This window comes from Bradyrhizobium sp. A5, from assembly GCF_042076515.1.
Lineage (GTDB): Bacteria > Pseudomonadota > Alphaproteobacteria > Rhizobiales > Xanthobacteraceae > Bradyrhizobium > Bradyrhizobium cosmicum.
Window position 1 is genome coordinate 12,437 of the sequence record NZ_CP148990.1, and the last position, 24,396, is coordinate 36,832.

The window sequence follows — 24,396 nt, forward strand, 5'->3', positions numbered from 1 at the left end:
CCGGGTTGATGCGCGGAATGATCACGCCATCTGGCGCACATCCTCAGCGAGTGCGCGGTACGACAGCGCTTCGGCGAGATGCAGCCGGCCGATCTTCTCAGTGCCGTCGAGGTCGGCGAGCGTGCGCGCCACCCGCAGCACGCGGTGATAGCCGCGCGCCGACAGCCGCATCGTCTCGGCGGCATCGCGCAGCAACTTCTGGCCTTGCGCATCCGGCTTGGCGATCTCCTCCAGCACGGAGCTCGGTGCTTCGGCATTGGTGCGGACATGGGGCAGGCCGGCATCGGCGTAGCGTGCGAGCTGGATGTCGCGCGCCGCCGCCACGCGCGCGGCGACTTCGGCCGAGCCTTCCGCCGGCGGCGGCAGGATCAGATCGGCCGCGGTCACGGCGGGAACTTCGATGCGCAGGTCGATGCGATCCATCAGCGGGCCGGAGATGCGGGCCTGATAATCGCTGGTGCAGCGGTCGATGCGGCCGCGCTTGCAGGCATAGCCGGGCTCGAACGCGTTGCCGCAGCGGCAGGGATTCATCGCCGCGACCAGCATGAACCGCGCCGGATAGGTCACGCGATGATTGGCGCGGGACACCGAGACCTCGCCGTTCTCCAGCGGCTGGCGCAGCGAATCCAGCACGCGGGGATCGAACTCCGGCAGCTCGTCGAGGAACAGCACGCCCTGATGCGCGAGCGAGATCTCGCCGGGTCTTGCGCGCATGCCGCCGCCGGTGAGCGCGGCCATGCTGGCGGAATGATGCGGCGAGCGGAACGGCCGCCGCGCCGTCAGCGCGCCGCCCTCGATCTCGCCGGCGACGGAGGCGATCATCGAGACCTCCAGCAATTCGCCCGGCGACAGCGGCGGCAGGATCGAAGGCAGCCGCGCCGCCAGCATCGATTTGCCGGCACCGGGCGCGCCGATCATCAACAGGTGATGTCCGCCGGCGGCCGCGATCTCCAGCGCGCGCTTGGCGCTCTCCTGGCCCTTGATGTCGCGCAGGTCGAGCGTCGAGGCGGCCGCCTCGTGCACCTTCGGCACCGGCCGCGACAGCACCTGCGTGCCCTTGAAGTGGTTGGCGATCTGGATCAGCGACTGTGCCGCGATGATCTGGATGTCCGGGCTCGCCCATGCTGCCTCCGTGCCGCACGCGGCCGGACAGATCAAGCCTTCCTCGCGCACATTGGCGCCGATCGCGGCGGGCAGAACGCCGGCGACGGGCGCGATCGAACCGTCCAGCCCGAGCTCGCCGAGCACCGTGAAGCCGGTCAGCGCATCCGGCGGAATCGCGCCGATCGCGGCCATCAGCCCCAGCGCGATCGGCAGGTCGTAATGGCTGCCTTCCTTGGGCAAGTCGGCGGGCGCGAGATTGACGATGATCCGCCGCGCCGGCAGCGCCAGGCCCGAGGCGATCAGCGCCGAGCGGACCCGCTCGCGCGCTTCCGACACCGCCTTGTCCGGCAGGCCGACGATGGCAAAGGCCGGCAAGCCAGGTGCGACCTGCACCTGCACGTCGACCGCGCGGGCCTCGATCCCCTCAAAGGCGACGGTAGAAACCCGCTGAACCATGCCCGAACCAGCCTGCCCTCTTGCACAATTAGGGGTAGCAGAGCCCGGCCTCTTCTGCAAGAACAATACAGGAACATTATCGCTGGCTGGACCGCCCCTAACAAGTCGTAAACACGACGCGGACACTACGGCTCGAATGCGAGCGGCTCCGGACAGCACATCCCAACGAATGGTCGCTACTGCTAGAGCTGCGGGATGGGCCGTGATCTAACGAGTGAACAATCAAGATGCTTGCAAATCGCCGCAGAAGCGAACGACGGGTGTGCACGCGGCTCGCCAAGATTCATTTTGGCGCGGGCTCGCTGCCGCGGGACTGCACGATCACGGATATCTCGGACGGGGGCGTGAAAGTGGTGGCGGAATTCCTGGAGGTGCCGCCGCAGTTCACGATCATCTTCGCGCCGGATTATTCCCGCCAATGCCGCCTGCGCTGGCGCATCGGTTGCGAATTCGGTGCCGAGTTCACGGATTGAGACGTCAAGGGTCTCGTCTTTAACGGGACTTTAGCGTTAATCGGTAAGCATCCCTGATCAGTCGCCGAGTGATCAGAGTATGTCCAAGCGTTCGCCCCTTGCCTCTCCCCCGGCGAGATTCCTGCTTCCCGCGCTTCTGGTGCTGGCCCTCGGTGGCTGCCAGACCACCGGCATCGAGGACATCACCGGCGCGCTCGGTGGTAAGTCGGAAACGGCTGGCAAGGCCGACTCCAAGCCGGACATGGACGCGCTGCGCGAGCGCTATCGCGCCAAGCCTGGTGATCCCAACGTCGCCCTCGAATACGGCACGGCTCTGCGCACAACGGGCCAGAGCGCCCAGGCCGTCGCGGTGATGGAGCAGGCCGTGCTCAATAATTCGAGCAACAAGGCGCTGCTTGCCGGCTACGGCCGCGCGCTCGCCGACAGCGGCAATTTCCAGCAGGCGTTCGACGTGCTCAGCCGTGCGCATACGCCGGAAGATCCCGACTGGCGCATCCTGTCGGCGCAAGGCGCGGTGCTCGACCAGCTCGGCCGCAACGAAGAAGCGCAGCAATATTATGCGACCGCGTTGAAGATCGTGCCGGACGAGCCGCAGGTCCTGTCCAATCTCGGCCTGTCCTACATGCTGCAAAACAATCTGCCGCGGGCCGAGGAAACGCTGCGTCGCGCGTATGGACGCAACGCGAACGATTCCCGCGTGCGCGCCAATCTCGCGCTGGTGGTGGGCCTGCAAGGCAAGCAGGCCGAGGCCGAGACCATCGTGAAAGGCGATCTGCCGCCAGACCAGGCCGCGGCAAAGGTCACGGCGCTGCGGCAATTGCTGGCGAAGAAGCAGCAGCGCGCGGACAAGTAATCCGCCCTCTCGCTTGCTTCTCGTTTGACGCGTTTTCCTGGCGCGAACCGGGATCCACGTCGCTCGAAAACGCTTTTCCTCAAGACGCCTTGCGATGCGGGGCCGAGCTGCGGCCCGTCCTGCCCTTCAGCTTCTTCAGCAGCGGTCCGAACAGCGAGCTCTTCGGCTTCTTGACCTCGCCGCGCCCGGCGAGACGGTTCGCCATGTTCTGAAACAGAAGCGTGGTGCGGTGGCTCTTGGAGACCTCTGCGATCATCTGGCCGTTGTTGGCTGCGGTCGAGAACAGCTTCGAATCGAACGGGATCACCGCCATCGGCTGGCTTTCCATGGTCTTGGCGAACGACTTGACGTCGATCTCCGCGCGCTTGTGCATGCCGACCTGGTTGATGCAATACAGCGGCGGCCGGTCGTTCGGCCGCGCCGCCTTCAGCACGTTCAGCATGTTCTTGGTGTTGCGCAGATTGGCGAGATCCGGCTCGGCCACGATGACGATATCGTCGGCGTTGACCAGCGCGCGGCGCGTCCAGCCCGACCATTGGTGGGGAACGTCGAGCACGATGCAGGGCGTGGTCATGCGCAGCGTGTCGAAGATCGCATCGAAGGCTTCGGCGCCGAAATCGTAGACGCGATCCAGAGTGGCAGGCGCAGCGAGCAGGCTGAGGCGCTCAGTGCATTTGGAGAGCAGGCGTTCCATCAGCGCCGTATCGGGGCGGTCCTGCGACAGCACCGCATTGGCGATGCCCTGCGCCGGGTCCTGGTTGTAGTCGAGGCCGGCGGTGCCGAAGGCGAGGTCGAGATCGATCACGACGGAATCGAGCGCGAGGTCGCGCGCGATGGTCCAGGCCAAATTGTGCGCGACGCTGGATGCGCCGACGCCGCCCTTGGCGCCGACCACCGCGATGACGCGGCCGGTGATGATGGCTTCGGAGGCCGAGAACAGGCTGCAGATCGAACGGACGACATCGAGGGTTTCGACCGGCCCGACCACGTAGTCGTTGACGCCGCGGCGCACCAACTCGCGGTAGGGCGCGGTGTCGTTGGGATTGCCGATCACGACCACGCGGGTGCCGGGATCGCAGACGCCGGCGAGATCGTCGAGGCCTTCGAGAATGTCGCGCGTGCCGTCGGATTCGATCACGATGACGTTCGGCGTCGGCATCGTGTCATAGACTTCGACGGCAGCGGCGAGGCCGCCGCCCTTGGCGGTGAGATGCGCCTTGGCGAGACGGCGATCCTGCCCGGCCGCGGTCACCGCGGCGAGCGTCTGCTCGGTCTCGCAAAACGCCTGCACGGAAATGCGAGGAACCGGCGCAATGTGTTCCTCGGGGTGGCGCGGATCGTCCGCGTCTTCGTCGTCGAGAATGCCTGTCATTTTCCGGTGTCGCTGAGTTTGGCCCTGTCGGCCTCGGGATAGGTGGTCGTGGTGGTCGAGCCCTTGCGGTAGCGCTCGAAGGCGATGTCGCGCCGCGCGGTGTAGGCGGGCGTCTCGGCTCGCGGCTGCTCGAGGTCGGCCGGGTTGTCGATCATGGCGGCGAGGTTGCGCTGGGTGGCGCAGCCGAGATTGAAGTAGGGCCGGTTCTCGTTGTAGCCGGGGTCGAGGATGTTCGGACCCATGTCTTCCGGCCACAGCCCGCAGGGACCGGCGATCGCGGCGATCTTCGAATAGCTCAGGCGGATGGTCGGCAGCAGGCCGGGATCTTCAGGGCGGTAGGGATGCTGGACGATGGCGCGCGACGGCACGCCGCCGGATGCGAGCACGGACCGGATGTCCTGATAGGTCGCCGCCGCGGCGCGTGAATTTGCGGTGTCGACCGGCACGTCGACGACGACGGAGCCGGTGCCATCGCGTACCCAGTCCCGGGCGATGCCCGCGACGTCGGCGCGCTGCGCGGCGGAAAGGCCGCCTCGAGCCTTGCCGACGAAGATCACGATCGACTTCTTGCCTTCCTGCACCGCGATCGGGTGGCGCTGGCGATAATCGGTCGGCACCGTCTGGGTGACGATCTCGCCGGTGGTGTTGCAGGCGCCCAGCATGACGGAGAGCCCCGTCAGTGCGAGCGCGATCCGCAGATTGCGGCGTCGATCGGCTGATGTTGTCGTCATCGCCTGGTCCCCTCTTGCCCCGTTTCTTGCCCCGGTCCCCAAACCGTCCGCTCAGTCGATGATGAAGCCGAAATCGCCGTGCGTGCCCTCGATCGGATCGACGCGGCGCGCGACGCCATAGAGGCGGTTCATGCGGCCGAGCAGCGCCGTCTGCGCATCCGAGGCCGGCGCGAAACCGTCGTCGGGCCGTGACAATTCCTTTTGGGCGACCGCGCGCACCACATAGGGTGTCACGATGACCATCAGCTCGGTCTCGTTGTTGACGAAGTCCTGGCTGCGGAACAGCGCGCCGATGATCGGCACCTGGTCGATGCCGGGCAAGCCGTTGACCGCCTGCTTGGTCTTCTGCTGGATCAGGCCGGCCATCGCCATCGAACCGCCGGAGGGAATTTCCAGCGTGGTCTCGGCGCGGCGGGTCTGGATCGAGGGGATGGTGAGCGAGTTGCTTGAGGTCGAGGACACCGCCTGCGTCAGCGTGATCGAGTTGGTGTTCGACAGCTCCGAGACTTCGGTCATGACGCGCAGGCTGATGCGGCCTTCGCTGAGTACGACCGGAGTGAAGTTCAGGGAGATGCCGAACTTCTTGTAGGTGATCTGGGTGGTACAGACGTGGGTGACCGGATCGCAAGAATAGCCCGCGGGAATCGGGAATTCGCCGCCAGCGATGAAGGTGGCGGATTCGCCCGAGATCGCCGTCAGGCTCGGTTCGGCGAGCGTGCGCATGACGCCGGCGCTTTCCATCGCGCGCATCGTGGCGCTGACGGTGGCGACGCCCTTGGCAAGGCCGGCCACGCCGAGCCCGTTGCTGCTGACGATTGGACCGCCGCTGACCGAGAACGGGTTGGAATTGTTGAAATTCACCACCGCGGTGCCGGCATTCAGGCTGGCGCTGAGATCGACGCCCAGCTGCTTGACGATGTCGCGCCGGACTTCACCGACGACGACCTTGAGCATCACCTGGTCGCGGCCGCGCACGACGATGTTGTTGACGACCTTCTCGCTGCCGCCGACGAGCTTGGCGGCGACGTCGCCGGCCTGCTGGGCCTCGACCGGGCTCGACACCGAGCCGGTCAGCATCACGCTGTCGCCGACGCCTTCGATCTGCACGCCCGGCAGCGACTGGCGCAGCGCGGTGCGCATGCCGTTGAGGTCACGCTTCACGGCGATGTCGTAGGACGCGACCTGCTGGCCGTCGGAGGAGAAAAACACCACGTTGGTCTGGCCGACCTGGCCGCCGATGATATAAGCGCGCAGCGACGAGCGGATCACCGCGTTGGCGATCTTGGGATCGGCCACCAGCACGTCCTTGACCTCGCGCGGCAGGTCGATGACGACCGACTTGCCGACGCCGAGCGATAGCGAGCGCGAGCGCATCGGCGCGATGGTCGAAACCGGCGATACGCCAAGATCCGGTGCCTGCAGCGGCGCCTGGTCACCGACCGGCGTATCCGCGGCGCAGACGAAATCGGGAGCTGCGGCCAGCCCCAGCATCAGCATTGCTCCTGCCCAGAACGAGTGCGTGCGCTTCCCCCGAAGGCGCAGGCCCGTCCGAATGTCGCCGTAGTTCATGGTGTCCCCATCATCACTTCTGTGACGTCAATTGCCGCGCCTGTACCCCGTATCGGATCACGTTCACGCCGCCGCCCTGACGCTTGAGCGCCAGGTCTTCAGCCGAGAGGTCGATTGCGTTGGCATCGACGATGCTGCGCAGCGCGAGTGTCAGTGTGCCGGCCTGGCGCGCGACCGAGAGCGTGGCGACCTGGTCGGGCTTGAGCTCGAGCGTGACGGTCTTGCCGATGACGGCGTTCTGGCCGTCCTTTTCCTTCGGCGCCTGGTCGATCGCGAGCACGCGGATGTTGGTCAGGATGACCTCTGACAGGATCAGATCGTTGCCGCCGGTCGGGCCGTTGGCGCCCTCGGGATTCTTCAGGCGCCGCGTCAGGACGATGTCGACGCGGTCGTTCGGCAGGATGAATCCGCCGGCGCCGGTCTCGGCTGAAATTTCGGTGGAGACGGCCCGCATGCCGGTCGGCAGGATCGCGGCCATGAAGCCGGAGCCTTCGGCCTTCACCAGCTTCTGCTCGCGGATCGGCTCGCCCTGCATCAGGGGGACGCGCGCGATCGAGCCGGCGATCTGTGTCTGTGCTTCGGGCCTGTTGTCGCGGCGGATGAAGGCGCTGCTGGCCGTTGCCGCCGGCCAGGACTGCCATTGCAGGTCCTCGGGCTTGACGGCCTGGCCGAGTTGGATGTCGTTCTTCGCGATCAGGACTTCGACCGTCGGCAACTTCTCGGCGACGGGAAGGGCGGGCGCGGGCTTGTTGTCGTAGCCGCTCGCCAGATACGCAGCGACGCCGCCGGCGCCCAGCGCGATGACGAGAACGACAATGCGTGCGGTGTTCATACGCTTCTACTCTTACGCGGGGCACTCGAACCGCACGTGGCGGGTTCCCCTGCATCGATGAGTAGGGAGTAAAAGTATAAGGGGTGTTGCGAGGCCGCGCGGGACGGTCGGTCACGACGCGGGTTCTGGGCGAATGGTGAACGGGGCGTTATCCGGTCGGCCAATGGCCCCGTAGTTTCACGCGTGACGACTGCTGCGTTCGAATGAGGCGCGGGGCGTCATGGTGAATGGGTGGTTAGTGGTGAGGGAATCGTAGTTACAGTGCCACCGCAGCGTACAAGCAGCGATCCGTCATCCTGAGGTGCGAAGCTTGCGATGCAACGCATCGCACGCGGAGCCTCGAAGGATGTGCGGCCGCGATGCAGCCGGGCCGTCGCCCTTCGAGGGCCGCTGAAGAAGCGGCCGCCTCAGGGTGACGGTGATAGATTGAGTGTCCGGGCTACGAAGTTACGTGCGCCTTACCTCTTCCGCCTCTGCTCGATGACGTCCCAGACCTTCGCCGCCACATCAGGCCCACCTAGCCTTGCAATGGCGCGGATGCCCGTGGGCGAGGTTACGTTGATCTCGGTGAGGTTGCCGTTGATGACGTCGATGCCGACGAACAGCAGGCCGCGCTCGCGCAGCGCCGGGCCGACGGTGGCGCAGATCTCGCGCTCGCGGGGCGTGAGCTCGGTCTCCTGCGCGGCGCCGCCGCGGACCATGTTGGAGCGGAGGTCGTCGGCGGCGGGCACGCGGTTCACCGCGCCGGCAAACTCGCCGTTGACCAGGATGATGCGCTTGTCGCCGTGCTTCACCTCGGGGATGAACTGCTGGATCACCCAGGGCTCCCTGAACGTCACCGAGAACATGTCGAACAGCGAGCCGAAATTCATGTCCTGCGGCATCACGCGGAACACCGCGGCGCCGCCATGGCCGTGCAGCGGCTTCATCACGACGGCGCCGTGCCTGTCGCGAAACGCGTTGATCTCGTCGAGGTCGCGCGAGATCAGCGTCGGCGGCATCAGCTGCGGAAAGTTCATCACGAACAGCTTTTCCGGCGCGTTGCGCACCGAGGCGGGATTATTGACGACCAGCGTCTTCGGATGGATGCGTTCGAGCAGATGCGTCGAGGTGATGTAGGCGAGGTCGAACGGCGGATCCTGGCGCAGCAGCACCACGTCAAAGCCGTTCAGTGCCTCGCGCCTGGGCTCGCCGAGCGTGAAGTGATTGCCGGGCTCGTCGCGCACCGTCAGGAGCTGGACGGGAGCGACGATTTCCTCGCCGACCATCGAGAGCTGGTCGGGCGTGTAATAGGACAGGCCATGGCCGCGCTTCTGCGCCTCCAGAAGCAGCGCGAAGGTGGAATCGCCCTTGATGTTGATGCGGGCGATGGGGTCCATCTGGACGGCGACGTTCAGTTTCATGGTCTGCCTTTCAGGTCGAGGCGTCGAATGCCGCCAACACATGGCGCGGAAGTGACCGCGGCGCAATCAGCATGGCGTCGAATCGCAATTCGAATTCGGCATGCTCGGGATGCGCGACGAGCCAGCCTCGCGCGGCGTCGATGATGCGCTGCTGCTGGCGCGGTGTCACGGCGAAGGCGGCGTCATCCAGCGTCGCACGGGCCTTGACCTCGACGAAGGCGATCAGATTGCGGCGGCGCGCCACGATGTCGATCTCGCCATGCGGTGTGCGGAAGCGCTTTGCGAGGATGCGATAGCCCTTGGCCATCAGATAGGCCGCAGCGCGGCTTTCCGCGGAGATGCCGGTGCGGAACGCGGCGACGCGTTCGGGCGAGGCGACTTTCGGCGCCTTGGCCTCGTCAGTCTTGGCCATCATCGCCCCGCACATCTTTTGCGAGTTCGAGCGCACGGGCATAGACCTCGCGGCGCGGCCGTCCCGACAGCACGACCGCATGCGCCACGGCGTCCTTGACGCTATGTGCGGCAAGCTGCGCGCGCAGCAGATCGTCCAGCGCATCCGATGTCAGCATGTCGGCGTCGGCCGCTGGCGGAGCGATCACCAGCACGAATTCGCCGCGTGTCTCCAGCGTATCGGCGTCGCGCGCAAGCTCGGTCAGTGTCGCGCGGGAAATCTGCTCGTGCAGCTTGGTCAGCTCGCGGCAGATCGCAGCTTCGCGGGTGCCCATGATCTCGGCGAGCTCGGCCAGCGTGTCCTGCACCCGGTTGCCGGAGTCGAACATGACCAGCGTGGCATCGATGCGGGCAAGCTCGGCAAGACGGGACCTGCGCGCGGCCGATTTCGCCGGCAAAAAACCCTCGAAGAAGAACCGGTCGGTCGGCAGTGCCGCCACCGACAGCGCCGCCAGCACCGAGGACGGGCCGGGCAGCGCGTAGACCGCATGGCCGGCCGCGCAGACCTCGCGCACCAGCTTGAAGCCGGGATCGGAGATCAGCGGCGTGCCGGCGTCGGACACCAGCGCGACCGAGCCGCCCCGCGCCAGCGCCTCCAGGATCCTGGGGCGCGCGGCTTCCGCATTGTGCTCGTGATATTGCTTGAGCTGCGCCGAGATGTCGTAGCGCTCGGTCAGGCGCCGGGTGATGCGGGTGTCCTCGCAGGCGATGACGTCGACGCCGGCGAGCGTCTGGAGCGCCCGCAGCGTGATGTCGCCGAGATTGCCGATAGGGGTCGCGACCAGATGCAGGCCCGGCGCCGCCTTCGGCGCGGTCAGCCGATGGGCATCGATCGAGAAACCGCGCGGGGCGGCGTCCGTAGCTTCAGGTGTATTTATCGGGGCCGGCTTTGCGCGCATAATCAGACGAACTTAGGCATGATCTCCGGGGCTGGGAACCGGTCCCGCGAAAAAGATCATGCCGAGGGAAGGGGTGGGAGGACTGGAATGTGATCCATCCGACATCACATTCGAGAGCGAATGAACCGTCAGTGCCATATTCGCGGCGGAAAGGCCGCCTTGATGCTGGGTGACGGACGGTGGACAGCTAGCCAGAACTTGAGGGCGTGGCCGCGTTAAGCGGATATTATCCTTTTGTTTCAGTTAACTATTTGCCGACAATATGCCTGAATCCGCGGCTTGTGTCGTGGAAAGAGTGTTGTGACCGGCTGGCGAGGGCCGGTCAGAAGAGAAGCTGCCATGCCGGGCCCGCGTGATCTAAAGTCTCCCGTTCCGGGCCCCCGATTGTCGGGAGCGACCCGGCGGAGTGCGCTCGGCCTGCTGCTCGGCACGCCGCTGCTGTCGGCCTGCGCCGGCGTGCAGCAGAGTCTCAGCCAGTTCTCCAATCCCTTTAGCAGTTCCTCGTCGCCGCCGGCCCAGCCGGCTGGCCCGCCGCAGCAGGCGACGACCGCCGGCACCGGCGGGGTCAAGGTCGCGGTGATCCTGCCGCTCTCCGCCGCCGGCAATGCCGGGCTTGCCGCGCAATCGATGCGCAACGCCGCGGAGATGGCGCTGGCCGAGTTCCAGAACCCCAACATCCAGCTCCTGATCAAGGACGACAACGGCAGCCCGCAAGGCGCGCAAGCAAGCGCACAGCAGGCGGTCGACGAGGGCGCCGAGATCATCCTGGGGCCGCTGTTCGCGCAATCCGTCCCAGCGGTCGCGCAGGTCGCGCGCACGCGCGGCATTTCCGTGATCGCGTTCTCGACCGACTCCAGCATCGCCGGCCGCGGCGTCTTTCTGCTCTCGTTCCTGCCGGAGTCCGATGTCAACCGCATCGTCGAATATTCCGCCAGCATCGGAAAGCGCTCCGTCGCCGTGCTCGTGCCTGACAATGCCTATGGCAATGTCGTCGAGGCCGCGGTGAAGGCGGCGGTGCCGCGCCGTGGCGGGCGCATCGTCGCGTTCGAGAAATACGGCGCCGATCGCGCCACGCCGGCGCGCACCGTTGCGCAGCAGCTCGGCGGCGCGGATGCGCTGTTCATTGCCGATGACGGCGATGCCGTTGTCTCGGTGGCCGACGCGATGACCGCCGCGGGCGCGAATTTGCGCAACATCCAGCTGCTCGGCACCGGCCTGTGGGACAGCCCGCGCGTCTACGCCAATTCGAGCCTGCAAGGCGGTCTCTATGCCGCGCCAGATCCGGCCGGCTTCCGTGCCTTCTCCGGCCGCTATCGCACCAAATACGGCGCCGATCCGATCCGCACCGCGACGCTCGCCTATGACGCGGTCGCCCTCGTCGCCGCGCTCGCGCGCACGCAGGGCCCGACGCGCTTCTCGCCGGACGTGCTGACCAACCCTTCCGGCTTCGCCGGCATCGATGGCCTTTTCCGCTTCCGCGCCGATGGCACCAATGAACGCGGCCTTGCGGTGATGAAGGTGACGACCGGCGGTGGCGTTGCGGTCGCGGGCTCGCCGAAGAGTTTTGGGGCGTAGTTCGGGAAGACGGCGTCGTAGCGGTAGGGTGGGCAAAGGCGCACTTTGCGCCGTGCCCACCGTCTATCCGTAAACGCCGTGAGAATGGTGGGCACGCTTCGCTTTGCCCACCCTGCGAGATTGCGCTACGCCGCGAGATCCGCGACCACCGCGTCCAGCACCGGAAACCCGCTGCTGGTCACGCGCAACCGTCCCGTCGCATCCACGATGATCGCACCTTCCTCGCGCAGCAGCGCGATGCGCTTGGGATCGAGCGGGCGGCCGGACAGCGCCCTGTAACGCTCGGGATCGATGCCCTCGGCTAGACGCAATCCCATCAGCAGGAATTCGTCGGCACGCTCTTCGCTGTTGAGGAGATCGTCGGTGACGTTGCCGTGGCCGTTGGTCTCGACCCGCATCAACCAGGCCTCGGGACGCTTCTCGGTGGCGGTGGCGTGGCGGATGCCGTCGATGTCGAGGCGGCCGTGCGCGCCGGGACCGATGCCGGCATATTCCTCACCGCGCCAGTACACCAGATTGTGCCGGCATTCGGCGCCCGGCCGCGCGTGGTTCGAAATCTCGTAGGCGGGCAGGCCAAGCCTGTCGCAGGTCTCCTGCGTCACGTCGTAGAGCGCACGCGCGACCGCTTCGTCCGGTGTCTTCAGCTTGCCGGCCTGGTGCAGGCCGAAAAACGGCGTGCCCTCTTCGATCGTCAGTTGATACAGCGACAGGTGTTCGGCCGCTTCATCGATCGCGAGCTTGAGTTCATCGGCCCACATTGCCGGCGTCTGGTCGGGACGGGCGTAGATCAGGTCGAACGAATAGCGGTCGAACGAGCGGCGTGCGATCGCAACGGCATCGAGGGCCTCGCGCGCGCTGTGCATGCGGCCCAGCGCTTTTAGCGAGGCATCGTCGAGCGCCTGCACGCCGAGCGAGACGCGGTTGACGCCGGCGGCGCGATAGCCGGCGAAGCGGGTGGCCTCGACGCTGGTGGGGTTCGCTTCCAGCGTCACCTCGACATCGCTGGCGACGCGCCAGTGCTTGCCGATGGCATCGAGCACGGCTCCGACGGTTGCCGGCTGCATCAGCGACGGCGTGCCGCCGCCGAGGAAGATCGAGGTGACCTCGCGGCCGGGGGCGCGCTGCGCGGTGGTTTCGATTTCACGCGCAAAAGCCGAAGCGAAGCGGGCTTCGTCGATCGCGGCGTGGCGGACATGGCTGTTGAAGTCGCAATAGGGACACTTCGACAGGCAGAAGGGCCAGTGCACGTAAACGCCGAAGGCTTCGGATTCTTGTTTTGACGCGTTTTCCTGGCGCGAACCGGTATCCACTTCGCTCGAAAACGCTCTAGCGCGGCTCAAGGCAGATCTCCGCCAGTTTCACGAAGGCGCGGGCGCGGTGCGACAGGCCGAGGCCGAGCGGCGGCAGGCCGTGCTTCTCGATGCTGGCCATCTCGCCGAAGGTGCGGTCATGACCGTTGGGCAGGAACATCGGATCGTAGCCGAAGCCGGCGGTGCCGCGCGGCGGCCAGACCAGCGTGCCGTCGGCACGCGCCTCGACCTCTTCGAGATGATCGTCGGGCCAGGCGACGCAGAGCGCGGAGACGAAATGCGCGGTGCGCTTGTCCGATGTGGTCGCGCCGCGCTCCTGCAGCAGGCGTTCGATCTGCGCCATTGCCGCAGCGAAGTCCTTGCCTGGGCCGGCCCAGCGCGCGCTGTAGATGCCGGGCGCGCCGTCGAGCGCGTCGACCACGATGCCGGAATCATCGGCGAATGCGGGAAGCCTGGTTGCCTGCGCCGCGGCGATCGCCTTGATCGCGGCGTTGCTGCGGAAATCGTTGCCGGTCTCTTCAGGCTCACCGAGGCCTAGCTCGCCGGCCGACACCGCGTCGATGCCGTAAGGCGTGAGCAGCTCCTTCATCTCGGCGAGCTTGCCGGGATTGTGGGTCGCAATGACGAGCTTTCCGGTGATTCGACGGTGCATCGGCCTATTGACTACGCCACGGCCAGTTTCTGCAAGTCCACGAGACGCGCGATGCCCTTGCGCGCCAACGCCATCAGCGCCAGGAACTCGTCCTGCGTGAACGGCTCGCGTTCCGCGGTGCCCTGCACCTCGATGATGCGGCCGTCGCCGGTCATGACGAAATTGGCGTCGGTCTCGGCTGCCGAATCCTCGGCATAATCGAGATCGAGCACCGGGTTGCCGTTGTAGATGCCGCAGGAGATCGCGGCGACGTTGTCGCGCATCACGTTGGTCTTGATCATGTTGCGCGCCTTCATCCAGCTGATGCAATCGGCCAGCGCGACCCAGGCGCCGGTGATCGAGGCGGTGCGGGTGCCGCCGTCGGCCTGGAGCACGTCGCAATCGACCGTGATCTGGCGCTCGCCGAGCGCTTCGAGATCGACGATGGTACGCAGCGAGCGGCCGATCAGGCGCTGGATCTCGACGGTACGGCCGCTCTGCTTGCCCGCGGCAGCCTCGCGGCGGGTGCGTTCCGAGGTCGCGCGGGGCAGCATGCCGTATTCGGCGGTGACCCAGCCGCGGCCCTGGCCCTTCAGCCATGGCGGCAGGCGGTCCTCCAGCGTGGCGGTGACCAGCACATGGGTGTCGCCGAATTTCACCAGGCAGGAGCCTTCCGCATATTTGACCACGCCGCGCTCCAGCGTCACGGGGCGCAATTCGTCGGGCGCACGGCGGCTTGGCCGCATGGGAAATCCTCCAAAACTCACGGGAATAGGCTGTTCGCGGTGCTTGTAGGTGGGGTGAGGGTGAGCGGCAAGGCCTTTTCGGTCCCCAGGCAACCGTCAAACAACCGCAAGACCACGCTTGTCATGGGCGGTGCGGATAGACAAATTACAAGCGTCTGAGAGGAGTTACCGTTTGTGGCCCATCACGATCCGATCCATCTGATCGCGCCGCGCGCGGGCCTCGCCCAGCTCAACGAGCGTTCCCGCGACATCTTTCGTCAAATTGTCGAAAGCTATCTGGCGACCGGCGAGCCGGTCGGCTCGCGCAATATCTCGCGCCTGATCGCCATGCCGCTGTCGCCGGCCTCGGTGCGCAACGTCATGGCCGATCTGGAGCAGCTCGGCCTGATCTATGCTCCGCACACCTCCGCCGGCCGGCTGCCGACGGAACTCGGCCTGCGCTTCTTCGTCGACGCCTTGATGCAGGTCGGTGACCTCAACGAGGCCGAGCGGCAGTCGATCCAGAGCCAGTTGACGTCGGTGGGCCACGCCCAATCGGTCGAGGCGGCGCTGTCGGAGGCGCTGACGCGGCTGTCCGGCCTCACCCGCGCCGCCGCCGTGGTGCTGACGCCAAAATCCAATTCGCGGCTGAAGCATATCGAATTCGTCCGTCTGGAACCCGAGAAGGCGCTGGTGATCCTCGTCGGCGAGGACGGCCAGGTGGAAAACCGTGTCTTGACCCTGCCGCCCGGTGTTCCGTCCTCGGCACTCACGGAGGCCGGCAATTTCCTCAATGCGCGGATTCGCGGGCGGACGTTGGCCGAGGCGCGGCTCGAGCTCGAAACCGCACTCGGCGAAGCCCGTGCCGAGCTCGACCAGCTCACCCAGAAGGTGATCGCAGCCGGCATCGCCAGCTGGTCCGGCGGCGAGAATGAGGATCGTCAGCTGATCGTGCGCGGCCACGCCAATCTGCTGGAGGATTTGCACGCTTTGGAGGACCTCGAGCGGGTCCGGCTGCTGTTTGACGACCTCGAGACCAAGCGCGGCGTGGTCGATCTGCTCGGCCGGGCCGAGACCGCCGAGGGCGTGCGTATCTTCATCGGCTCGGAGAACAAGCTGTTCTCGCTATCCGGCTCCTCCACGATCATCTCGCCCTATCGGGATGCCGCCGGCCACATCGTCGGCGTTTTGGGCGTCATCGGGCCGACACGGCTGAATTATGCCCGTGTGATCCCGACCGTGGACTACGCCGCCCGCATCGTCAGCCGCCTTCTGGGGGGCTGACCGGCGTTCCCGCGATCACGGGCGCTTGATTTTCGCCGCCCGAAGCACGATATCCGGGCGAGAAAACTCCCTGCGACGAATTCGAAAAGAGAGCCGATGACCGATCGAGACCGGCAACCCGAAGACACGACTGCTGCGACCGGCGAGCCCGTGGTGTCGAAGCCCTACATCATGCCCGACGATCCCGAGCCCGGTTCGGTCGAGCTGTTGCAGAAGGAGGCCGCCGAGGCGCGCGACCGCATGCTGCGGACGCTGGCTGAGATGGAAAATCTGCGCAAGCGCACCACCAAGGAAGTCGCCGATGCCCGCCTCTACGGTATCACCGGCTTTGCCCGCGACGTGCTCGACATCGCCGACAATCTGCAGCGCGCGCTCGATGCCGTTCCGGCCGACGCGCGTGCCGCGGCCGATCCCGGCCTGACCGCGCTGATCGAGGGCGTCGAGCTCACCGAGCGATCGCTGCACAGCGCGCTCGAAAAGCACGGCGTGAGGAAGCTCGATCCGCAGGGCCAGAGGTTCGACCCGAACTTCCATCAGGCGATGTACGAGGTGCCGGATGCGTCGGTGCCCGCGGGCACCGTCGTGCAGGTCATGCAGGCCGGCTACACCATCGGCGAGCGCGTGCTGCGTCCGGCTCTGGTCGGTGTCGCCAAGGGCGGCGCGAAGGCGGCGCCTGCGGCCAACAGCAACGAGTCGAACGGCGCGCCGAACTAATCGGGCCTCAAGGCTTTGGCGTCATTCCGGGTTGGGCTCTTCGAGCCGCCCCCGGAATGACTCCTTTTGCCGCTTACGCGCTCGCCGCGATATCCGCAGACTGAATCCGCTTCACGCCGGCCTTGGCCATATCGGCCCAGGCTTTGGCGAGAGAGCCCTGCGTGTCGATGCCGCGGCAGGCATCCTCCACCACATAGACCTCGAAACCCGCCTTGCGCGCGTCGAGCGCGGTCCAGGCGACGCAGAAATCTGTCGCAAGGCCCGCGACGAAGACACGCTTGATCTTGCGGCCCTTCAGATAGCCGGCAAGTCCCGTCGACGTCTTGCCGTCGGCTTCGAGGAAGGCTGAGTAGCTGTCGACGTCCTTGTGAAAACCCTTGCGGATGATGAGCTCGGCATGCGGGATCGCAAGGTCCTTCGACAGCGCCGCGCCGTCGGTACCCTGCACGCAATGGTCGGGCCACAGCACCTGCTTGCCGTAGGGAAGATCGATGGTCTCGAACGGCTTTTTGCCGGAGTGGACTGACGCAAACGAGACGTGGCCGGGCGTGTGCCAGTCCTGCGTCATCACCACGTTCGCAAACGCCTTTGCCATCTTGTTGATGACGGGCACGACCTGCTCGCCTTCCTTCACCGCGAGGCTGCCGCCCGGCAGGAAGCAGTTCTGCACGTCGATCACGAGCAGCGCGGAGGTATCGTCCGGCCTGATCGTGGCGGCCGCAAGCAGCGCGGTTGGTGCGAGGGCTACCAAGGCCGTCGTCCCAAGTGCCGTGAGGATTTGTCGCCGATCCAGCATCGTTCGCCTCCCTCCAGGATGATCCAACGGGAGGGAAGCCTAGTTCCGTTCGTATACGAACAGAAGCCCGAAAATGCAGCCGGATTTGGTGAGTAACCGAGCCCGCAGGCGGAGGAGGGAGCGCATTTCGCCTGCGAATGCAGCTAACCCTTCGGCTGGATCCCGTCGCGCACGGTGCGGAAGCGGGTGAAGGCGGCGGCCCACTGGTCGCGCGGGGCGCTGGCGATGATGCGCAGCGAGGCGCCGCCGCTCGAGAAGCGAATCCACTGCACCACGGTCACCGGGGTCTTGTCCTTGCCACTGATGCCGTCGATCCGGGTCTCGAAACCCTGCTGGCCGTTGATGCGGATCGGCTCGGACATGGTGACGCGCGACTCGCGCACGCCGGGGATCTGCAGCGCGGCCTCCTGGGCGAAGCGGGCGCGGTCATCGGCCTGCTGCGGGGTGGCGCCGATCAGGCCGAGGATCATGAACGGCTTCGACTCGTAGCCTGTGGCCTCGTCGCCGTCGGCCAGGATGATGCTGGAGCCCGGCGCCAGCGTGCGGATGTCCTTGAAGTCGGCGAGATCGGTGATCTTGAACGGCATCAGCCCGATCTGCTCTTCGGCCGAGACCTGCTTGCGCGTGGTGGCGCTCGCAAACATCTGCCGCACCGCCTCGTCGGTGTAGATTTTGGTCGCATTCTCCGGGATCTGCACCGCGACATAGCCGGAGAAGCCGGCTCCCGGCACGATCATCGAATAGCGCTTCACCGGGGTATCGCCGGCCTTGCCGGTTTCGGTGGTGAAATAGGCAAGGCCCGCGGGGGTCTCGACCTTGTCCTGCTTGACGCCATTGGCGCCGGCCGGATTGGAATTGAAGGCGCTGACGACCTCACCATAGGCGGCGGGCGGCAGCTCGGTGATCAGGACCTTGACGTTGCCGTCCTCGCTCTCGAAGCCCGGAAAGGTCTTTGCCGTGTTGAGGCCGACCAGCGGCACCATGCCGAGGCGCAAGCCGGGCGGGAAAACGGCGTCGGCGGCGAAGGCCGGAAGTGCCGTGGCGGCGAGGAGGGCGAGCGCGGCGAGGGGGCGGATCAGCTTCATGGGCACTCTGATTGGTTCACATTGAGGCCGTTCGATGGTCGGCGACCGGGCCGCATTGTCGCGCGGAGCAGCCTGGATGGCGGCTGTCCGGCCGGTTCGCCTTTTAGCGGGTTTGGCCTGGCCGTAACAGGGTGGGGCGGATCACGGTGGCGCGGGCCGGCGGATCGCCCGGACCTGTTAATAATTCCTCACCCGCAAGTGCGGTCGAGCCCGGATATGATCTTCCAAAACCCAATGTTTTCACGGCCGAAACTTGCGTTCGGTCCTTGCGGGCCCCTCCCCCCCTCCTATATGAGCGTCAACCATCGCAATATCGCGAATGTTTGATCTTAGGGGGTTGCGGTTCGGGTGCCTTCTGGGCCCAGCCAACCTGCCGCAAAAAGAAGGATATCAGGACCATGGGAAAGGTCATTGGGATCGACCTCGGCACCACGAATTCGTGCGTCGCCGTAATGGATGGCAAGAACGCCAAAGTCATCGAGAATTCCGAAGGCATGCGCACGACGCCTTCGATCGTCGCCGTCACGGACGACGGTGAGCGCCTCGTCGGCCAGCCTGCCAAACGCCAGGCCGTCACCAATCCCGAGCGCACCTTCTTCGCAGTGAAGCGCCTCATCGGCCGCCGCTACGACGACCCGATGGTCGAGAAGGACAAGAAGCTCGTCCCGTACAAGATCGTGAAGGCTTCCAACGGCGACGCCTGGGTTGAGGCCGACGGCCAGACCTACTCGCCCTCGCAGGTCTCCGCCTTCATCCTGCAGAAGATGAAGGAGACCGCGGAAGCCCATCTCGGCCAGAAGGTCGATCAGGCCGTCATCACCGTTCCCGCCTATTTCAACGACGCCCAGCGTCAGGCGACCAAGGACGCCGGCAAGATCGCGGGCCTTGAAGTGCTGCGCATCATCAACGAGCCGACCGCGGCGGCGCTGGCCTATGGTCTGGACAAGACCAAGACCGGCACGATCGCGGTGTACGACCTCGGCGGCGGCACGTTCGATATCTCGATTCTCGAAATCGGCGACGGCGTGTTCGAGGTGAAGTCGACCAACGGCGACACCTTCCTCGGCGGCGAAGATTTCGACATGCGCCTGGTCGGCTACCTCGCCGACGAGTTCCAGAAGGAGCAGGGCATCAACCTGCGCAACGACAAGCTCGCGTTGCAGCGCCTGAAGGAAGCCGCTGAAAAGGCCAAGATCGAGCTGTCGTCGACGACGCAGACCGAGATCAACCTGCCCTTCATCACCGCGGACCAGACCGGTCCGAAGCATCTGACCATGAAGCTCACCCGCGCCAAGTTCGAGGCGCTGGTCGACGATCTCGTCCAGAGGACCGTCGAGCCCTGCCGCAAGGCGCTGAAGGACGCGGGCCTGACCGCAGCCGAGATCGGCGAAGTGGTTCTGGTCGGCGGCATGTCGCGCATGCCGAAGGTCCAGGAAGTCGTGAAGCAGCTGTTCGGCAAGGAGCCGCACAAGGGCGTCAACCCGGACGAAGTCGTGGCGATCGGCGCCGCGATCCAGGCCGGCGTGCTCCAGGGCGACGTCAAGGACGTGCTGCTGCTCGACGTGACCCCGCTGTCGCTGGGCATCGAGACGCTGGGCGGCGTGTTCACCCGCATCATCGACCGCAACACCACGATCCCGACCAAGAAGAGTCAGGTGTTCTCGACCGCCGAGGACAACCAGAACGCGGTCACCATCCGCGTCTTCCAGGGCGAGCGTGAAATGGCGGCCGACAACAAGATCCTCGGCCAGTTCGACCTGATGGGCATTCCGCCGGCTCCGCGCGGCATGCCGCAGATCGAGGTGACCTTCGACATCGACGCCAACGGCATCGTCAACGTCTCGGCCAAGGACAAGGCCACGGCCAAGGAGCAGCAGATCCGCATCCAGGCCTCCGGCGGTCTGTCGGAAGCCGACATCGACAAGATGGTCAAGGACGCCGAGGCCAACGCCGCGGCCGACAAGCAGCGCCGCGAGGCGGTCGATGCCAAGAACCATGCGGACGCGCTGGTGCACTCCACTGAGAAGGCGCTGGCCGAGCATGGTTCGAAGGTCGCCGAGACCGAACGCCGCGCCATCGAGGATGCCGTCAGCGACCTCAAGGAAGCGCTGAAGGGCGACGATGCCGAGGCGATCAAGGCTAAGACCCAGACGCTGGCCCAGGCTTCGATGAAGCTCGGCGAGGCCATGTACACGCAGCAGGCCGAGGCCGACGCCAAGAAGGATGCGGCCAAGGACGACGTCGTCGATGCGGAATTCACCGAAGTCGACGACGACAAGAACAACAAGAAGTCCGCCTGATCCCCAAGAGGGTGATGATGCGGACGGCTTGGACCCAACACGCTTCACCGGCCTCCCCCCTCGCGGGGGAGGCCGTCGTGTCGGGCTCAACGGGGCAAGGCTCTGTCGCGATCGGCCCCGTTACGATCGACCAATTCCCAGCCGTTATGCTCAACGCCGCGAGGCAGCCCTCTGCCGCAACGCGCAGCGCCGCCTATATCAAGGCTGCCTGTATCGTCGCGCGGCGACGCTGTTTCGCTCCGACTTGAATCGCGATTGGATAGACCGGGTCCGACATGTCCACCAAGCGCTGCTATTACGAAACCCTCGAAGTCGAACGCTCTGCCGACGATTCCGTGCTGAAATCGTCCTTCCGCAAGCTTGCGATGAAGTTTCACCCCGACCGCAATCCCGGGGACGACACCAGCGAGGTCAAGTTCAAGGAAATCAACGAGGCCTACGAGGTCCTGAAAGACAAGGACAAGCGCGCCGCCTATGACCGTTTCGGTCACGCGGCCTTCGAGCAGGGCGGCCCCGGCGGCGGTCCCGGTTTCGGCGCCGGCTTCGCCTCTTCCTTCTCCGACATTTTCGAGGATCTGTTCGGCATGGCCGGACAGCGCGGCCGCGGCGGCCGCGAGCGCGGCGCCGATCTGCGCTACAATATGGAAATCACGCTCGAGGAAGCTTTCGGCGGCAAGACCGCGCAGATCGAGATCCCGGTCTCGGTCACCTGCGAGCCCTGCTCGGGCACCGGCGCCAAGGCCGGCACCAAGCCGAAGACCTGCTCGACCTGCGGCGGCGCCGGCCGCGTGCGGCAGTCGCAGGGCTTCTTCACGCTCGAGCGCACCTGCCCCGGCTGCCAGGGCCGCGGCCAGATGATCGAGGACGCCTGCCCGTCCTGCTCGGGCCAGGGGCGGGTCACCCGCGAGCGGACGTTGTCGGTGAACATTCCACAGGGCGTCGAGGACGGCACGAGGATCAGGCTCGCCGGCGAGGGCGAGGCGGGAGTCCGTGGCGGTCCGCCCGGCGATCTCTACATCTTCCTGTCGCTGGCCCAGCACCAGCTCTTCCAGCGCGACGGCGCGGATTTGCATTGCCGTGTGCCGATCTCGATGGTGACGGCCGCGCTCGGCGGCGAATTCGAGGTGCCGACCATCGACAAGGGCAAGACCAAGGTGAAAGTGCCGGCCGGAACCCAGACGGGCCGCCGATTTCGCATTGCATCAAAAGGCATGCCGGTGCTGCGCTCGCGCCAGACCGGTGACATGTACGTCCAGGTCGCGGTCGAGACCCCGCAGAATCTCACCAAGAAACAGCAGGAATTGCTGGCCGAGTTCGAAAAGCTCTCCTCCGGCAATACCCAGCCCGAATCCGTCGGCTTCTTCGCCAAGGTCAAGGATCTCTTCAGCAATCGGGCGAGCTGACTCGTCTTGACCGTATCGCCTTCGGCCTATACCTGTTTATGACTATTTTCTGACACGCCGCGTTCCTGCGGTCCCGTCCGGTCCAGACATGCCATTGCCATCGTCCGCGCGTGCGTTGAAGAAGCCTCGTCTTGACGACGAGGTGCGCTTTCTGAGGTCGTGGATCGAAAAGCCGCTGCACATGGGTGCGGTGATGCCTTCGGGCAAGCTTTTGGCCCGGACCATGGCGCATTACGTCGATGTCGACTCGGACGCTCCTGTGGTCGAGCTCGGGCCCGGCACCGGCGCCATCACTTCGGCCCTGGTCGAGCGCGGCATCGACCAGAAGCGCCTCGTCCTCGTCGAATACAATCCCGGCTTCTGCGCCCTGCTGCGCGACCGCTATCCGCAGGCCAAGGTGGTGCAGGGTGATGCCTATCGCCTGCGCGACACGCTCTGGAACGTCTTGGGTGCGCCGGCCTCCGCCGTCGTCTCGGGCCTTCCGCTCGTCACAAAGCCGATGCTAACGCGGCTGCGGCTGATCCGCGACGCCTTCACGGCGCTCGCGCCCGGGGCGCCCTTCGTGCAGTTCACCTACGCGGTGGTGCCGCCGATCCCGAAATCGCTGCCCGGCGTGTCCACAGAGGCCTCGGAACGGATCTGGATGAACCTTCCGCCGGCGCGCGTCTGGGTGTATCGCAAGGACTAATTCCGTCGGCATTCTCCCTTGCGCGGCGGGCTCGTTTCGCCGAACGCATGGAAGCGGATGTCCGCACCCAAAATCCTGGTCATTCCCGGCTCGCTGCGCACCGGCTCGCACAATGCGAAGCTGGCAGCGGTTGCCGCCTATGAATTTGCCCGGGCCGGCGTCGACGTCACCCGCATCTCGCTCGCCGATTTTCCGCTGCCGATCTACGACGGCGATCTCCAGGCCAGGTCCGGCGTGCCCAAGCACGCGATCAATCTCAAGCGCATGATCGGCACGCATCATGGCGTGCTGTTCGTCTCGCCCGAATACAACGCATCGGTGCCGCCGCTGCTGAAGAACGCGATCGACTGGGTCAGCCGCGTGCAGGATCCGCACGAGACGCGCGGCGAAGTCTTCCGCAACCGCGCCTTCGCGCTCGCCGGCGCCTCGCAGAGCCGGCTCGGTGCCGCCCGCGCGCTCCAGGCGCTGCGCCTGATCCTGACCTCCTGCCACGCCAACGTGATCCCCAGCCAGTTCACGCTCGCTTTTGCCGATCAGGCCTATGACGATATGGACAGGTTGAAGAACGAGGGCGATATCGCCGCGTTAAAGGAACTGGTTGCGCAGCTGATCGACATTTCCCAACGCATGATGTGAGGTGACATGACGCCAGCCGAGATCGCCCCGAAAGACCGTCTGATCGTCGCGCTCGATTTGCCAAGCGTCGATGCCGCCGAAGCGATGATCGCAAGCCTCGGCGACAGCGTCACCTTCTACAAGATCGGCTACCGCCTCGCTTATGCCGGCGGCTTGCCGCTCGTTGCCAGGCTCGCCGACAAGGGCAAGAAGGTCTTTCTCGACCTCAAGCTGCACGACATCGGCAACACCGTGGCGCAAGGCGTCGAGAGCATCACCAGGCTGGGGGCGACCTGCCTCACCGTGCACGCTTATCCGCAGACCATGAAGGGCGCCGTCGAAGGCCGCGGCAGCGCGAGCCTGAAGATCCTCGCCGTCACGGTGCTGACCTCCTACAATGACGATGATCTGCATGCGGCCGGCTATCGGCTCGGCGTCTCCGAGCTCGTCGAAGCGCGCGCGCAGCAGGCACAGGTGCTCGGCGTGGATGGCCTCGTCTGCTCGCCCGAGGAGGTCGGCAGCCTTCGCAAGATCGTCGGTCATCAGTTGAACCTCGTCACGCCCGGCATCCGTCCGGCGGGCGCGGCGAGCGGCGACCAGAAGCGGATCATGACGCCGGGCCGCGCGATCAGCGCGGGCGCGGATTATCTCGTCGTCGGACGGCCGGTGGTGGAAGCCGCAGACCCGAGGGCGGTCGCAGACGCCATCCAGGCCGAGATCGCCCAGGCGCTCGGCTGACCAACCAACAAGGGAGAAGGACAATGGCAAAGGGCTACTGGATCGGACGCGTCGATGTGAGCAGCGACGAGGGCTACAAGCCCTATGCCGTCGCCAACGGTGCGATCTTCAAGAAATGGGGCGCCCGCTTCGTCGTCCGCGCCGGCAAGTTCACCACCGTCGAAGGCGCCAGCCGCACCCGTAACGTCGTGATCGAATTCCCGGACTACGAGACCGCGATCGCCTGCTACAATTCGCCGGAATACCAGGCCAACATCAAGGTGCGCCAGCCGCACTCGATCGCCGACCTCATCATCATCGAGGGCTATGACGGCCCGCAGCCGTCGGACGGCTGAGGCGCGATCTCCTCTGACTCTCTCCTGGAGGGGGAGGGTCGCCACGTGATCGAGC

The 24,396-nt window shown here is 65.9% G+C and carries 24 protein-coding genes; 11 read left to right on the forward strand and 13 right to left on the reverse strand.

Going from position 1 to position 24,396, the window contains the following annotated elements; genetic code table 11:
• Positions 1-21: 21 nt before the first annotated feature.
• On the reverse strand, positions 22-1,560 hold the full coding sequence (locus WHZ77_RS00080; protein ID WP_375311831.1) for a YifB family Mg chelatase-like AAA ATPase: 1,539 nt from the start codon (positions 1,558-1,560) through the stop codon (positions 22-24).
• Between the two features lie 227 nt (positions 1,561-1,787).
• Between WHZ77_RS00080 and WHZ77_RS00085 the strand changes: the two genes are divergently transcribed.
• Together WHZ77_RS00085 and WHZ77_RS00090 are read left to right on the forward strand one after the other, a co-directional pair.
• A complete protein-coding gene (locus tag WHZ77_RS00085) occupies positions 1,788-2,033 on the forward strand; it encodes a PilZ domain-containing protein (protein WP_027534981.1) in 246 nt (81 codons plus the stop codon).
• Positions 2,034-2,112: 79 nt separating this feature from the next.
• Positions 2,113-2,886, forward strand: a complete 774-nt coding sequence (locus WHZ77_RS00090; RefSeq protein ID WP_375311832.1) for a tetratricopeptide repeat protein — start codon at positions 2,113-2,115, stop codon at positions 2,884-2,886.
• A 79-nt stretch (positions 2,887-2,965) separates the two neighbouring features.
• Here WHZ77_RS00090 and WHZ77_RS00095 read toward each other — a convergent pair whose 3' ends face one another.
• The 7 genes from WHZ77_RS00095 to rsmI form a co-directional block, all read right to left on the reverse strand.
• Entirely contained in the window at positions 2,966-4,258 is a 1,293-nt protein-coding gene (locus tag WHZ77_RS00095; protein ID WP_375311833.1) for a CpaE family protein, read from the reverse strand.
• Positions 4,255-4,989, reverse strand: coding sequence for a CpaD family pilus assembly protein (locus WHZ77_RS00100; protein WP_375311834.1), 735 nt, complete (start codon positions 4,987-4,989; stop codon positions 4,255-4,257). The genes WHZ77_RS00095 and WHZ77_RS00100 overlap by 4 nt, the downstream gene beginning before the upstream one ends.
• Before the next feature lie 51 nt (positions 4,990-5,040).
• Positions 5,041-6,558, reverse strand: a complete 1,518-nt coding sequence (locus WHZ77_RS00105) for a type II and III secretion system protein family protein (protein WP_375311835.1) — start codon at positions 6,556-6,558, stop codon at positions 5,041-5,043.
• A 13-nt stretch (positions 6,559-6,571) separates the two neighbouring features.
• Positions 6,572-7,390: a Flp pilus assembly protein CpaB gene (cpaB, locus tag WHZ77_RS00110; protein WP_375311836.1), complete on the reverse strand. Its 819-nt coding sequence runs from the start codon at positions 7,388-7,390 to the stop codon at positions 6,572-6,574.
• A 458-nt stretch (positions 7,391-7,848) separates the two neighbouring features.
• Positions 7,849-8,793 carry a glutathione synthase gene (gene gshB / locus WHZ77_RS00115; RefSeq protein WP_375311837.1) on the reverse strand — a complete coding sequence of 315 codons (945 nt, stop codon included), beginning with the start codon at positions 8,791-8,793 and terminating at the stop codon, positions 7,849-7,851.
• Positions 8,794-8,803: 10 nt separating this feature from the next.
• Positions 8,804-9,205, reverse strand: a complete 402-nt coding sequence (locus tag WHZ77_RS00120) for a YraN family protein (RefSeq protein ID WP_375314868.1) — start codon at positions 9,203-9,205, stop codon at positions 8,804-8,806.
• The gene (gene rsmI, locus WHZ77_RS00125) at positions 9,192-10,142 is read right to left on the reverse strand and encodes a 16S rRNA (cytidine(1402)-2'-O)-methyltransferase (RefSeq protein WP_375311838.1); all 951 of its coding nucleotides are present in this window, start codon (positions 10,140-10,142) and stop codon (positions 9,192-9,194) included. The genes WHZ77_RS00120 and rsmI overlap by 14 nt, the downstream gene beginning before the upstream one ends.
• 339 nt (positions 10,143-10,481) lie before the next feature.
• On the opposite strand from rsmI, the gene WHZ77_RS00130 reads away from it, so the two are divergent.
• Complete coding sequence (locus WHZ77_RS00130) at positions 10,482-11,717, forward strand: penicillin-binding protein activator (RefSeq protein ID WP_375311839.1); 1,236 nt, start codon at positions 10,482-10,484, stop codon at positions 11,715-11,717.
• A 125-nt stretch (positions 11,718-11,842) separates the two neighbouring features.
• Here the strand turns inward: WHZ77_RS00130 and hemW are convergent, their stop codons facing one another.
• The 3 genes from hemW to rph are packed head-to-tail and all read right to left on the reverse strand — an operon-like array spanning position 11,843 to position 14,404.
• Positions 11,843-13,027, reverse strand: coding sequence for a radical SAM family heme chaperone HemW (gene hemW / locus WHZ77_RS00135; protein WP_375314869.1), 1,185 nt, complete (start codon positions 13,025-13,027; stop codon positions 11,843-11,845).
• Between the two features lie 16 nt (positions 13,028-13,043).
• Complete coding sequence (gene rdgB, locus WHZ77_RS00140; RefSeq protein WP_375311840.1) at positions 13,044-13,679, reverse strand: RdgB/HAM1 family non-canonical purine NTP pyrophosphatase; 636 nt, start codon at positions 13,677-13,679, stop codon at positions 13,044-13,046.
• 11 nt (positions 13,680-13,690) lie between these two features.
• Positions 13,691-14,404 (reverse strand): ribonuclease PH, encoded by a 714-nt coding sequence (gene rph / locus WHZ77_RS00145; RefSeq protein ID WP_375311841.1) that lies wholly within the window; start codon positions 14,402-14,404, stop codon positions 13,691-13,693.
• Positions 14,405-14,578: 174 nt separating this feature from the next.
• On the opposite strand from rph, the gene hrcA reads away from it, so the two are divergent.
• A complete protein-coding gene (hrcA, locus tag WHZ77_RS00150; protein ID WP_375311842.1) occupies positions 14,579-15,667 on the forward strand; it encodes a heat-inducible transcriptional repressor HrcA in 1,089 nt (362 codons plus the stop codon).
• Positions 15,668-15,763: 96 nt separating this feature from the next.
• A complete protein-coding gene (gene grpE / locus WHZ77_RS00155; RefSeq protein WP_375311843.1) occupies positions 15,764-16,381 on the forward strand; it encodes a nucleotide exchange factor GrpE in 618 nt (205 codons plus the stop codon).
• 73 nt (positions 16,382-16,454) lie between these two features.
• Here grpE and pncA read toward each other — a convergent pair whose 3' ends face one another.
• Both pncA and WHZ77_RS00165 read right to left on the reverse strand, forming a co-directional pair.
• A complete protein-coding gene (gene pncA / locus WHZ77_RS00160) occupies positions 16,455-17,177 on the reverse strand; it encodes a bifunctional nicotinamidase/pyrazinamidase (protein ID WP_375311844.1) in 723 nt (240 codons plus the stop codon).
• 143 nt (positions 17,178-17,320) lie between these two features.
• On the reverse strand, positions 17,321-18,262 hold the full coding sequence (locus WHZ77_RS00165) for a hypothetical protein (RefSeq protein WP_375311845.1): 942 nt from the start codon (positions 18,260-18,262) through the stop codon (positions 17,321-17,323).
• Between the two features lie 398 nt (positions 18,263-18,660).
• On the opposite strand from WHZ77_RS00165, the gene dnaK reads away from it, so the two are divergent.
• The 6 genes from dnaK (at position 18,661) to WHZ77_RS00195 (ending at position 24,341) form a co-directional block, all read left to right on the forward strand.
• Entirely contained in the window at positions 18,661-20,562 is a 1,902-nt protein-coding gene (gene dnaK / locus WHZ77_RS00170) for a molecular chaperone DnaK (protein ID WP_375311846.1), read from the forward strand.
• A gap of 275 nt (positions 20,563-20,837) precedes the next feature.
• Complete coding sequence (gene dnaJ, locus WHZ77_RS00175) at positions 20,838-21,965, forward strand: molecular chaperone DnaJ (RefSeq protein WP_375311847.1); 1,128 nt, start codon at positions 20,838-20,840, stop codon at positions 21,963-21,965.
• 88 nt (positions 21,966-22,053) lie between these two features.
• The gene (locus tag WHZ77_RS00180) at positions 22,054-22,653 is read left to right on the forward strand and encodes a class I SAM-dependent methyltransferase (protein ID WP_375311848.1); all 600 of its coding nucleotides are present in this window, start codon (positions 22,054-22,056) and stop codon (positions 22,651-22,653) included.
• A gap of 57 nt (positions 22,654-22,710) precedes the next feature.
• Complete coding sequence (locus WHZ77_RS00185) at positions 22,711-23,289, forward strand: NADPH-dependent FMN reductase (RefSeq protein ID WP_375311849.1); 579 nt, start codon at positions 22,711-22,713, stop codon at positions 23,287-23,289.
• 6 nt (positions 23,290-23,295) lie between these two features.
• Complete coding sequence (pyrF, locus tag WHZ77_RS00190) at positions 23,296-24,006, forward strand: orotidine-5'-phosphate decarboxylase (protein ID WP_375311850.1); 711 nt, start codon at positions 23,296-23,298, stop codon at positions 24,004-24,006.
• Between the two features lie 23 nt (positions 24,007-24,029).
• The gene (locus tag WHZ77_RS00195) at positions 24,030-24,341 is read left to right on the forward strand and encodes a DUF1330 domain-containing protein (RefSeq protein ID WP_375311851.1); all 312 of its coding nucleotides are present in this window, start codon (positions 24,030-24,032) and stop codon (positions 24,339-24,341) included.
• Positions 24,342-24,396: the final 55 nt, after the last annotated feature.